The organism is Clostridium sp., from assembly GCF_029258205.1.
Taxonomy (GTDB): Bacteria; Bacillota; Clostridia; order Clostridiales; family Clostridiaceae; genus Sarcina.
The window spans coordinates 1-11,836 of the sequence record NZ_JARHZJ010000053.1; the positions used below are offsets into that span (position 1 = coordinate 1).

General features: G+C 27.1%; 10 protein-coding genes, 1 tRNA gene and 1 rRNA gene. 9 read left to right on the forward strand and 3 right to left on the reverse strand.

From position 1 onward, the window contains the following. The 5 genes from Q1J60_RS07240 to Q1J60_RS07260 form a co-directional block, all read left to right on the forward strand. Positions 1–232 (forward strand): 23S ribosomal RNA (locus Q1J60_RS07240); the annotation flags it as partial. 54 nt (positions 233–286) lie between these two features. Continuing rightward, positions 287–361 (forward strand) — tRNA-Asn (locus Q1J60_RS07245). 323 nt (positions 362–684) lie between these two features. Beyond that, a complete protein-coding gene (locus Q1J60_RS07250) occupies positions 685–1,368 on the forward strand; it encodes a response regulator transcription factor (RefSeq protein ID WP_300260198.1) in 684 nt (227 codons plus the stop codon). Between the two features lie 185 nt (positions 1,369–1,553). Next, positions 1,554–2,969 carry a sensor histidine kinase gene (locus Q1J60_RS07255; RefSeq protein WP_300260201.1) on the forward strand — a complete coding sequence of 472 codons (1,416 nt, stop codon included), beginning with the start codon at positions 1,554–1,556 and terminating at the stop codon, positions 2,967–2,969. A gap of 16 nt (positions 2,970–2,985) precedes the next feature. Further along, a complete protein-coding gene (locus Q1J60_RS07260) occupies positions 2,986–4,509 on the forward strand; it encodes a hypothetical protein (protein ID WP_300260204.1) in 1,524 nt (507 codons plus the stop codon). 128 nt (positions 4,510–4,637) lie between these two features. Here Q1J60_RS07260 and Q1J60_RS07265 read toward each other — a convergent pair whose 3' ends face one another. Next, positions 4,638–6,527: an LTA synthase family protein gene (locus tag Q1J60_RS07265; RefSeq protein ID WP_300260206.1), complete on the reverse strand. Its 1,890-nt coding sequence runs from the start codon at positions 6,525–6,527 to the stop codon at positions 4,638–4,640. 182 nt (positions 6,528–6,709) lie between these two features. Here Q1J60_RS07265 and yedF point away from each other — a divergent pair, with 182 nt between their 5' ends. After that, a complete protein-coding gene (gene yedF / locus Q1J60_RS07270) occupies positions 6,710–7,282 on the forward strand; it encodes a sulfurtransferase-like selenium metabolism protein YedF (RefSeq protein ID WP_300260209.1) in 573 nt (190 codons plus the stop codon). A gap of 31 nt (positions 7,283–7,313) precedes the next feature. Then, positions 7,314–8,276, forward strand: coding sequence for an NAD(P)/FAD-dependent oxidoreductase (locus tag Q1J60_RS07275; RefSeq protein ID WP_300260212.1), 963 nt, complete (start codon positions 7,314–7,316; stop codon positions 8,274–8,276). A gap of 135 nt (positions 8,277–8,411) precedes the next feature. Here the strand turns inward: Q1J60_RS07275 and Q1J60_RS07280 are convergent, their stop codons facing one another. Next, a complete protein-coding gene (locus Q1J60_RS07280) occupies positions 8,412–8,972 on the reverse strand; it encodes a GDSL-type esterase/lipase family protein (RefSeq protein ID WP_300260214.1) in 561 nt (186 codons plus the stop codon). Between the two features lie 8 nt (positions 8,973–8,980). Then, positions 8,981–9,613 carry a RusA family crossover junction endodeoxyribonuclease gene (locus Q1J60_RS07285; protein ID WP_300260216.1) on the reverse strand — a complete coding sequence of 211 codons (633 nt, stop codon included), beginning with the start codon at positions 9,611–9,613 and terminating at the stop codon, positions 8,981–8,983. 141 nt (positions 9,614–9,754) lie between these two features. Here Q1J60_RS07285 and tsaD point away from each other — a divergent pair, with 141 nt between their 5' ends. Both tsaD and Q1J60_RS07295 read left to right on the forward strand, forming a co-directional pair. Beyond that, entirely contained in the window at positions 9,755–10,774 is a 1,020-nt protein-coding gene (gene tsaD / locus Q1J60_RS07290) for a tRNA (adenosine(37)-N6)-threonylcarbamoyltransferase complex transferase subunit TsaD (protein ID WP_300260219.1), read from the forward strand. A gap of 14 nt (positions 10,775–10,788) precedes the next feature. Next, positions 10,789–11,808, forward strand: coding sequence for an alpha/beta fold hydrolase (locus tag Q1J60_RS07295; protein ID WP_423249122.1), 1,020 nt, complete (start codon positions 10,789–10,791; stop codon positions 11,806–11,808). Positions 11,809–11,836: the final 28 nt, after the last annotated feature.

Genomic DNA, 11,836 nt, shown 5'->3' on the forward strand with positions numbered 1-11,836 from the left:
GGGATGGACTGACCTCTGGTGTACCAGTTGTTCCGCCAGGAGCACAGCTGGGTAGCTAAGTCGGGAATGGATAAACGCTGAAAGCATCTAAGCGTGAAGCCAACCTCAAGATTAGATTTCCCATAGCATAAGCTAGTAAGATCCCTTGAAGAACACAAGGTTGATAGGTCGGGGGTGTAAGCATGGTAACATGTTCAGCTGACCGATACTAATAGATCGAGGGCTTGACCAAATGTAGTATTAATTATGTGCAATTTTGAAAGAACAAAATCTTTCAATAAAATGTTCCTCGGTAGCTCAATGGTGGAGCACTCGGCTGTTAACCGATAGGTTGGAGGTTCGAGTCCTCTCCGAGGAGCCATTTTTTTGTGTGAAAATTTAATTTAAAATAGATTGTTTAAGTTATGAATTGATAATTTTATTAATTTATAACTTTTTTTTTGTATTTAGATAAAGTCTTGTTTAATATAGTATTTTTAGTGTAAGCTATTTGTAATTAAAGAAAGTATAATATTGTATATAATTAAGAAAAGATAAAATAATATGGTTTTTTATTAATAAAAAACTTTAACCATATTGGTATAATTAAAAAGGAATAGAACAATATTATTACATAATTAATATAAGTAAAAATTTTAATATATTTAAATTTTTAAAGTACATGCAAGGAGTTGAAGGATATAGATGAAGATTTTATTAGTAGAAGATGAAGAAAGCATAAGAGGCTTTTTAAGAATAAATTTTCAAAGAGAAAACTTTCAAGTTATGGAATGTGAAAGTGGAGAGGAAGGAATAAGAAGAGCTTTAATAGAAAAACCTGATATAGCAATACTTGATGTTATGCTACCTGGTATTAATGGATTTGAAGTATGTCAAAAGTTAAGAGAAATCTTTCCTAGAATGGGAATAATAATGTTGACTGCTAAAGGTGAAGATATGGATAAAATAATGGGGCTTCAGTTTGGCGCAGATGATTATGTTTTAAAACCATTTAATCCATTAGAAATAACTTTAAGAGTAAAAGCATTAATAAGAAGGTTAGAAGGAATAAGTGAAGAAAATAATAATGATTGTATAGAAGTGGATAACTTTAAATTAGATTTATATTCTCAAAGCTTATATAAAGAAAATATAGAAATAGATGTAACACCAAAAGAATTTTTATTAATGAAAATATTTATGCAGAATCCTGGAAAAGCATTTACTAGAGATGAATTATTGAATTTAGTATGGGGAATAGATTTTTTTGGAGATCCAAAGATAGTTGATGTTAATATAAGAAGATTAAGATCTAAAATAGAAGATAATTCTTCAAAACCTAAATATATAGAAACTGTATGGGGAACAGGATATAGGTGGAAGAGATAAAGATATTTCTATAAAAAAATTCTAAAGAGGTATTATTAAAATAGGATTTAGATGGAAAAGATAAAGCTATATATTACAGTATTCATAGTAATTTTATAAGGAAATACAAAGTATATAGTGAATATTTATGAGCTTATATTTTAAGAGTTTAAAGTATATATAGGTGAAAGATAGGAGTATATTTTATGAAGAGTATAAAGACTAGGCTAATGAAAAACTTTTTAGTTCTTTTGTTATCAACTATTATTATAGTTTCAGCCATGTTTTTGATTTTTATTTCTAGATATTATTATCAAAATACAGAGGAAATATTATTAAGTCAAATTAATATATCTGTAGATTTTTATAAAAGATATTTATCAAATGTCAGTCTAGAAGAAAATGTTTATGAAGATGTAGATATATTTTGGAAGCAAACAGATGCTCAGGTTCAAATTTATAACTTAAAAGGTCAGTTGATAATGGATTCTATAGGTTTGGAGCCTAAAGAGTACAATACTCCTATAGACGTAAAAAAAGCATTAGAAGGAGAGACTGCAAAATGGATTGGAACGTTGCCTGATTATACTGGTAAAGTAATGTCAATTTCAGCACCACTTAGAAATTCTTCAAATGAAATTGTAGGAGTTATTAGATATATAAGTTCACTTAGAAATGTGGATAATTTTATATTAAATTTCTTTTTGGTATTTTTGGTAATAGGTTTAACAGTTTTAGCTATAGGTATAATATTAAGTTACTTTTTAGCTAATAGTATAGTAAATCCAATCACAGAATTGATAAAAATTTCTGGACAAATGGCCAAAGGAAATTTAAAAGTAAGAAATAAAATTGTTACTAATGATGAAATTGAAAAGTTAGCTGATAGTCTTAATATAATGGCAGAAGAAATTGAAAATAGGGAAATATTAAAAAATGAATTTATTTCTTCAGTTTCTCATGAACTTAGAACACCATTAACATCAATAAAAGGTTGGGCAATAACTTTAAATAATGATTTTACAGATAGAGAAACCTTAAAGATGGGATTGGATATAATTGAAAAAGAGGCTGATAGATTAAGTAATATGGTAGAGGAGTTATTAGACTTTTCAAAGTTTGTCAGTGGAAAAATAAAATTAAAATATGAAGAAATAAACCTAAAAGAATTTGTAGAGTATTTAAGATTATATATGAATCCTAGAGCAGAAAGAGAGCATAAAGAACTTGTATTAGATGGGGTTACAGAGGATTTTATAATTGTAGGAGATAAAGACAGGTTAAAGCAAGTATTTATAAATATACTAGATAATGCATTTAAATTCACCAATGAAAATGAAAAGATAACAATAGAGTTTGTATATTCTGATGATGGAATATATATAAATATAATTGATACTGGATGTGGAATAAGTAAAGAAGAGTTGCCTAGAGTAAAAGAGAAATTTTATAAGGGTAAAAATTCAAATTCGCAAAATGGAATAGGGTTATCTATATGTGATGAAATTATAGCTTTACATGAAGGTCGTTTGGAAATTTATAGTGAATTGGGTAAAGGAACGAAAGTGGTTATATATTTACCTAAGAAATTAATTAGGAGTGTTGAGGAGGATTTAAATTAATCAAAAGAGGTGTTTTATGAAGAAAATTTTTTTAGTATTCTTTACTATTGTTAGCTTTTTTATGATAGGATGTTCTCAAAAAGAATCTTTTGATATATCTAAAATAACTCCACCAGAGTCAGATAATATAAAGATATTAGGGAAATGGGAAGTAGTAAGTAAGTTACATGATAGTGATGAAAATAATTCAAGTAGCGTAAGTGATGCTTTTCACTTAGAAAAAGATGATATTATTAATATAAGTAAGGATGAGATAGTTGCAAATGGTATTAGTATAGTTAATCCAAAGTTTAAGTTAAAGAGAATGGAGAGGGATGTATTCTTTAAAGAAATAGATAATATATCAATAAAAAATGAAATAAAGGATACAATAAAAAGCGAATATATAGATGTAAATTCTATATATGATAGTAACAAAACATATTTAAGTATTATTTCAATTAATGATAATGAGGCATATTTATTATTAACTGATAATCTTATTAAGCTAAAGAAAGTTTCTGATGTTGTTTCAAAAGAATCTATTAATGAATCGGATAACGTAGATATTTATAGTAAGGATAAAAGTGAAAATAGCATAAGTCCAGAGTATTATCAAAAGGATGTAGGAATTTTACTTGGACTTAAGGATCCTGTACATATAGAAGATAATAATTTGGAGGAAGCTTCTTATAAAACTTTATGGATCTCTGTGATTAATAATGAATTGCAACCAATAAGGGTTTTAAAAAACTCTCTTTTATTACCAAGAATAAATGGATTTTCTAATATAAGTTTAAGTTCAAATTTATATAATGGTAAAATTGAAAATAAACTTAAGGTTACAAGCAAAAAAAAGGATCCTAATGATAAGACAGAAATAAAGGGAGAAAAAAATACAGAAGGAATATATGAGGAAATAACTTTTGTAGGAAATGATTATATAGGGTTAGAATCTTATTCTGGAAGTGACAACTTTAGAGGCACATTTAATGAATATAGTATAATTCCTATTAATACTATGGACACTAATAAGAGTATGGATATAGTTAATTTATTTGGAAAAGAACAAGAGGAGAATTATAACAAAAGTGAAAAGAATGCTATTCAAAAGTATGATATTGACGGAAGAGAGTATTATTCTAAAAATAAATATTCTAATATAACTCTCCAAAGAAAGAATGGTAATTGGCATTTAGAAGGAATATTAAATGAAAAGAATTCATTAGATTATCCTAAAACTTTTGATATAAATATAAATCCAGTTCCTATATTAATAAATTATGATACTTTAGCAGTTCCATGGAGTCAGGTTTTATCTCTTGGAAGAGATGTTAGAGATGTTGTTACAGCACCAAATGGAAAAATAGCTATAACATTAGCTAAAGATAAATTATCAATATATAAAATTATTGATGGAAGAATTGGTGAAAGATTAGGTGAAATAAATATAAATAATGATGAAAAGATTGTTATGGCTGAATGGGCTGTAGGAGATTATGTTAAGTATTGGGATGAAACAGTTGAAAATGTATATGGAGCTAACAAAATAAGCGAATAGAATATAATAATTTATTATTAAAGTGTAAATACACAAATATTTGATTTTTAATACTGATTTATTTATTAAGTTTAATGTTTCTAGAAAATAAAAAAGGGAGCTGAATTATAAAATTCAGCTCTCTTTTTTTAATTATTATTAGAAGTATCATTAGGTATTTTATCTTTAAAATAATTCGCTCTAATCATCTTATCAGATAGATCTAATATGCTTCCTACTATTTCTTTTTCTTTATCTGTAAGTTCACCTTTAATTGTTTTGTCAGTTAAAATAGCATAAGATCTCTTAGTGTTTAATAGATTTCTACCTAAAGCTGTATTTTGATATACATTATTATCTACACCTAATAGATATAAAAGAGTTGGCATTATATCTATTTGTCCACCATAAACATCATCTTTTATAGGTGTCTTAATGCTTGGATTGTAAATAATTAATGGAACTGTATGATTTCCATTGTCTAACCACCAAGATTCAGGATTAGATAGTGATTCTATCTTACTGTTATAGTATTTATGAGGACCAGTGTGGTCACCTTCTATTGCAATAACAGTGTTATCTAAAAGACCATCATTTTTCAATGCTTCTATAAACATGCCTATTTTAGCATCTGTATAATGAATACTTTGGAAATATCCTCCTAAAACATTATCATTAAGTTCAGGACTAAGCTTTAATTGACGGTATTCTTTTGGTAAATCAAATGGTCCGTGGCTTGTTAAAGTAACTGTAAATGCATAAAATGGTTGTTTTAGTTCTTTAATCATTGGTTCAATTTGTCTAAAGTAGCTTCCGTCACTTAATCCAAGTCCTATATTTTCATCACGATCAAATGAATAATAATCTACAAACTTATCAAAACCTATTCCATTTAAACCTTGAGCATAGTTCCAGAAAGAGCCCTTATCTGAATGGATAGCAATAGTGCTATAGCCATCTTTTTCTAAAATATTAGGCAGTGAGTTATAAGTTGTAGCTGGGTTTCTAAAGAAAGTACTTCCTTGTCTTAATGGTAACATAGAAGTATTAACCATTAAATCGGAATCAGAGCTTGTACCTTCATTAACTTGGTCAAAGATATTAGGGAAGTAAATTGAATTATTCAATAACTTATTTATGTTTGGAGTTATTTCTTGTCCATCTACTTTTTGATTTATAACAAAATCTTCAAGAGATTCAACTTGTATTACTAATAAGTTCTTTCCTTTGAACATTCCCTTAAATTCATTATCAGGAAGATTTTCATTTTTAAAATCATAATATTCTTTTATTTTTGTCTCATCTTCAGCTGTCATTTTATATGGTTTAGAATTTTTATAAACATTATATATATCAAAAATATGATAACCAATTGGTGAGAAGTATTCTACTGTATTAGTTGGATCATAGTTACTAAATAAGTATGAATTTCTAACATTTTCTCTTTTTAATACATTAACGTTAAAAGGAACATATCCTATGTAACAAATTGATATAAGTAAAACCGCTAGAGTACCTTTCCAATTAGACTTACAGTTTTTAAAACTTTTTCTGAAAATTATAAAAGCTATTATTAAAATAATAAAGTCTATGAAGAATAGTAAATCATATGGACTAGACATTGAAAAAATACTATCTCCAAGATTATCTAAGTTAGCAGTTTGCTTTAATAGCATTATTGAAGGAACTGTTTGGAACCCTCTAAAATACCAAACGTCCATTACTGTAATTAAGGTTATAAATAAATCTACAATTATTAATGAGAAAAATTTACCTTTGTTTTTAAATAAAAAACATATACTTACAAATATTGCTGCAAATGCTATGTAGTAATTAATAAAATAAGAAGCTTGTCTATATCCTAAACTAAAATTAAGTGAGTAAAGGTTTTGGTTTAAAGAGAAACCTAAAAAAAGTGCTCCTTTTAAAACTATTGCTATAAGAGTAAATATGTAAAAACATAGTCTTATTAAAGCATTTTTATTAAGAGACTCTTTAAATTTAGAAAGCCTATTATTTAATTTAACTTTTTCTTGCATTGAAACACCCCTTCTTTTATTATTCAAAGCTGTTAATATTATATCATAAAATAATATGCTAATAATATGAAGGAATTATTACAAAAAATATTAAAAAAGAACTTTTTTTAGAATACTTTGATTTTCTCAATTTATAAAAATGTGATATCTTTATAATATAGATTATTTTAAGAGGTGAGGTCATGAAAAAAATAGATTGTTTAGGTATGGCTTGTCCAATGCCAGTTATAAATACAAAAAAATATTTTGATTCAATAGAAGAAGGAATTGTAGAAGTATTAGTTGATAATGAAGTATCAAAAAATAATGTATGTAAGTATGCAGAAGGATGTGGATACAATTTTGATGCTTCAGAAAAAGAGGGAAATTATATAATTAAAATAGAAAAAAATGGTAATAAAAAAATGGAAAAGAGAGAAGATGACTTTGTAATAGTAGTAGGTACTGATAAATTAGGAGAAGGTAATGATGATTTAGGTACTATACTTATGAAAGGATACTTATACACTTTATCAGAAAGTGACATTCTACCTAAGGAAATTATATTCTTAAATGGTGGAGTTAAACTTACAGTTAAGGAGTCAGAAGTTTTAGAATCATTACAAACTTTAGAAAAGCGTGGAGTTAATATAACAAGTTGTGGAACATGCTTAGATTTTTATGGAATAAAGGATTATTTAGCTATAGGAGAAATAAGTAATATGTACACTATAGTTGAATCTATGAATACTTCTAATAAGGTAATAAAGTTATAGTACTTTTGAGAGGAGAAAATATTTTTAGAGTATGGAGAATATTTTATGTGATTATGATGTTGTAGTTGTTGGTGGTGGAATAAGTGGAATGGCAGCGGCTATAAAGTCAAAAGAAAATGGAATAGGAAAAGTTCTACTTCTTGAAAGAGAAGATGTTTTAGGTGGAGTTTTAAATCAATGCATACATTGTGGTTTTGGAAAAGAAACTTTAGGAGAAGCTGTTACTGGTAGTGAATTTGTGGAGTTCCTAGTTAATAAAGTTGAGAAGTTAGATATAGATGTTAAATTAAATACTACTGTATTAGAAATAACTAAAGATAAAGAAATAAGTTATGTTAATCCAAATGAAGGTATGAGAAAAATTAAAACTAGAGCAATAGTTTTAGCTACTGGAAGTAGAGAAAAGTTTAAGGGAAATGTAAGTGTTCCTTTAAATAAATTTACAGGTATATATACTTCAGGAACTGCTCATAGATTTATAAATCTTTATGGTTATCTTCCCGGAAAAAATATAGTCATAATAGGTTCACATGATAGTGATATGATTGTTGCTAGAAGGCTTATTATAGAAGGAGCTAAAGTAGAAGCTATAATTGAAAGTAAGGATTATTTAAATTCTTCTCAATATATTGTGGAAGATATAATTGAGACCTTTGATATTCCTGTTAAACTTGGATATACGGTAAACGAAGTTTTAGGTACTGAAAGAGTAGAGGGAGTAATTATAAGTAAAGGTGGAGAAGAAGAAAGTTTTATAAAATGTGATTCACTTTTAATATCAGTTCCATGGATACCAGAAAGTGCTTTAGGGAAAAAGATTGGACTAAGAATATCTAATAGTAGTGAAACTATTTTAGTAAATGAAAACTTTGAAACATCTGAAAGTGGAATATTTGCTTGTGGAAATGTTTTGCATGCCTATGAACTATCTGATTTGGCAACAAAAGAAGGATTTAAAGTTGGAGATTCCATTAAAGATTATCTTGGGAATTAATTTTTAATAAGACTAAGATTCAGAATTTTAATAAAATTTAATCTGAATATTAGTCTTATGTTATATTTAAAACAAAGTTATAATTAGAAAAAAATATTTTAAAAGTGTAATTTTCAAAGTTTAAAATATATAAAATTATAGATAATTTTTTAAATGAATTTTTACTAAGTTAGAGATTAGTGTATTTCCTTTTAAACTTAAGTGTAATCCATCAGTATAATTTAAAGAATTAAAAGGAAGAGTAGAGTTTAAATCTATAAATAACAAATTGTTTTTTTTGCAAAATAGACCTAATTTTTTAGCATATTTTTCAAGATTAGAATTACATTTTTCATAATCAATTGAAGAATCCCACCTTTTAATAGCTAAGTCATTGTATATTTTAGGTGGAGATAAAATTATTGGTTTTATGTTAAGTGAATTACAATCATCAGTCATTAACTGTATATTATCAATAATTGAACTAATTGATTTATTCATTATAATATCATTTGAACCACACATAATTAAACAAATACTAGAATCACTTGATTTTAATATTGAATATATTCTAGATAAAATACCAGTTGAAGTATCACCATTAACTCCTTTATTTATGAATTTATTTTTTTCATCATTTAAAAGAGAGACCCAAGAATTTTCTTGTCCTACACCATAACCAAAGGTAAGTGAATCGCCTATACAAATTATATTCATATAATCACCTACATTCTTAGTAAACATTTTTTGCAAATAATAGTTGTCCCTTTATTAGCTGTAACAAAATCATTTTCTACAATAGTTTTATTACAAATAGCACATATAGTATTTGAACTTTCTTTACTTAATGAAGAACTTTTTGGTTCTTTATTAGTATTATTAGTTTTTCTTTTTTTATTAGGTGGGGGTGAATAAAGAAGCTTTTCAGCTGTTTCTTTACGCTTATTTATTTCATAATTAAAACTATAAGAACTTTCACAAAAAAGCTCTAATTCAAATCTAGGATTTTCTTTATCATAAAATTCCTCAGTTATTATTCTTCTTATTTGCATATCATTTATTATTAATCCACTCTTTTCAATTCCATCGAATATACTTTTTGTTATATTGCTTGTATCTGGATGTCTCTTAGAACTTTTATAATAAACTTTTAACACAGCTATTAAAGATTCCTCTAAAATAACATTAGGATTTTGAATTCTTGCTTCATAAGCAATTTGCTCTTCATACAATGCATATCTATCATGATATTTACCAGAATTGGATGGTAAAATTGCTCTTCCTTGCGAATTTGATAGTTTAAAATTTGATTTAGTAATAGGTGAGCCTTTTACTATAACTTTTGCGTATGAATTCATAGTAAACCTCCAATCATATGATATAATAATATAGATTATATCATAATGTAACATTATATATTTACATTTCTTGAAAGTATTTAACAGATAAAGTATAATACTCTATGTTTATATGAAAAATTAAAATTAAGAGGGATAAAAATGGATAAAAAAATTATATTAGCAATAGAAAGTAGTTGTGATGAAACAGCGGCAGCTGTTGTAGTCAATGGTAGAGAAGTTTTATCAAATATAATATCTTCTCAGATAGATATACATACAAAATTTGGAGGAGTAGTGCCAGAGGTTGCATCAAGAAAGCACATAGAGGCTATAAATGCAGTGGTAGAAGAGGCATTAGAAGTTGCAGGAGTAACTTTTGATGATATAGATGCAATAGCAGTTACATATGGTCCAGGTTTAGTTGGAGCACTTTTAGTAGGGCTTCAATATGCTAAAGGATTAGCATATTCTTTAGATAAACCTCTAATAGGAGTTAACCATATAGAGGGACATATAAGTGCTAACTTTATAGATCATAAAGATTTAGAACCACCTTTTGTTTGTTTAGTTGTATCAGGAGGACATACTTTTGTAGTTCACGTTGAAGACTATGGAAAATTTGAAATAATAGGAGAAACAAGAGATGATGCAGCTGGAGAAGCTTTCGATAAGGTAGCAAGAGCAGTCGGATTAGGATATCCAGGAGGACCAAAAATAGATAAATTAGCTAAGGAAGGAAATAGTGATGCTATAAAATTCCCAAAAGCTAATTTCCATGATAATACCTTAGATTTTTCATTTAGTGGAGTTAAATCAGCGGTCTTAAACTATTTAAATAAGATGGAAATGAAAAATGAAGAAATAAACAAAGCTGATGTAGTAGCTAGTTTCCAAAAGGCTGTAGTTGAAGTGTTAACTGATAATGCAATAAAAACTTGCAAGATTAGAAAGGCAGATAAAATAGCAATTGCAGGTGGAGTTGCGTCTAATAGTGCCTTAAGAGAAAATCTTCTTAGAGAAGGAAAAAAGAGAGGAATAAAGATTTTATTCCCATCACCAATACTTTGCACAGATAATGCTGCCATGATAGGAAGTGCTGCATATTTTGAATTATTAAAAGGAAATGTATCTGAAATGAGTCTTAATGCAAAGCCTAATTTAAGATTAGGTGAAAGATAGGGGCTGAATTACAAATGAGGTTTATTCCGTACTCAAATGGATTTCATAAAATGAACAAGAATATAGAAATAAAGCCTATAAATGTGATAAGGAACATTTTTATATTTATATTAGCTTTAGTATTTATAGGCTTTGTTTATCAAATGATAGTAAACAAAATTGACGATAGCAAAATAGAACCAGATACTAAGTATGTAAGAATTGATAGTAAGAAAAATTATTACAATTTCCAGGGAGAAAGTAAACCAACTATAATCATGAGTTCTGATATAGGTTTAGGACTAAGTGAATGGAATAAGGTTCAGAATCTTATAGAAAAAGAGTATGGTTATAGAACATTTTCTTATGATAGACCAGGATATGGTTTTTCTGAATCAATAAAGGATGATGGTATTAAAGAACAAGCTCAACATCTTAGAATGATTCTTAAAAAATCAGGAATTGGTGGTCCATATATACTTGTTGGTGAAGGCTATGGTGGATTAGTAATGTGTAATTTTGCTGAGCTCTATCCTGATTTGGTTCAAGGAGTTATTCTTGTAGATCCAATAAGTGAAGAAGCTTTAAGCGAAAATAAAAATTATATGGAACAATATTCAAGCCAAAAATTTAGTAGGTTTATACAAAAATATGGTTCATACTTTGGATTAACATCAATAATGAATAAATTTGGTATGTTAAAAAATCCAAATGGTTTAGAGGAAAATTTAAATAATGAAAATCTTAAGGTGTATAATATTTTGAGAACTAAAAGTGATTATAATAGCGGATATTATACTGAGCTTACAAATATTTTAGAGAAAAGTAGTAATTCTCAAAAATCTGGGTTATTAAATGGCAAACCTTTGAGCATAATAGTTAATGATAATGCTTTTATTAAAGAGCAGGAGAGTTTAAAAAAACTTACTTCAGATAATAAAGTCCAAATAGTAAATGCTAAGAATAAGACAGATGTTATACCTTTAGAGAAGCCAGAATTATTTTTAGATAGTATAAGATTTATCCAAGATAATAGTTTGGAAGAGCAAAATTAGCCTAAGAGTATAAACATATCCTATGACA

Excerpts from the sequence above, each read along its gene's own strand:
- Q1J60_RS07285 (WP_300260216.1), bottom strand. The coding sequence starts at position 9,613 with ATGAATTCATACGCAAAAGTTATAGTAAAAGGCTCACCTATTACTAAA.
- Q1J60_RS07280 (WP_300260214.1), bottom strand. The coding sequence starts at position 8,972 with ATGAATATAATTTGTATAGGCGATTCACTTACCTTTGGTTATGGTGTA.
- Q1J60_RS07250 (WP_300260198.1), top strand. The coding sequence starts at position 685 with ATGAAGATTTTATTAGTAGAAGATGAAGAAAGCATAAGAGGCTTTTTA.
- tsaD (WP_300260219.1), top strand. The coding sequence starts at position 9,755 with ATGGATAAAAAAATTATATTAGCAATAGAAAGTAGTTGTGATGAAACA.
- Q1J60_RS07260 (WP_300260204.1), top strand. The coding sequence starts at position 2,986 with ATGAAGAAAATTTTTTTAGTATTCTTTACTATTGTTAGCTTTTTTATG.
- Q1J60_RS07255 (WP_300260201.1), top strand. The coding sequence starts at position 1,554 with ATGAAGAGTATAAAGACTAGGCTAATGAAAAACTTTTTAGTTCTTTTG.
- yedF (WP_300260209.1), top strand. The coding sequence starts at position 6,710 with ATGAAAAAAATAGATTGTTTAGGTATGGCTTGTCCAATGCCAGTTATA.
- Q1J60_RS07295 (WP_423249122.1), top strand. The coding sequence starts at position 10,789 with ATGAGGTTTATTCCGTACTCAAATGGATTTCATAAAATGAACAAGAAT.
- Q1J60_RS07265 (WP_300260206.1), bottom strand. The coding sequence starts at position 6,527 with ATGCAAGAAAAAGTTAAATTAAATAATAGGCTTTCTAAATTTAAAGAG.
- Q1J60_RS07275 (WP_300260212.1), top strand. The coding sequence starts at position 7,314 with ATGGAGAATATTTTATGTGATTATGATGTTGTAGTTGTTGGTGGTGGA.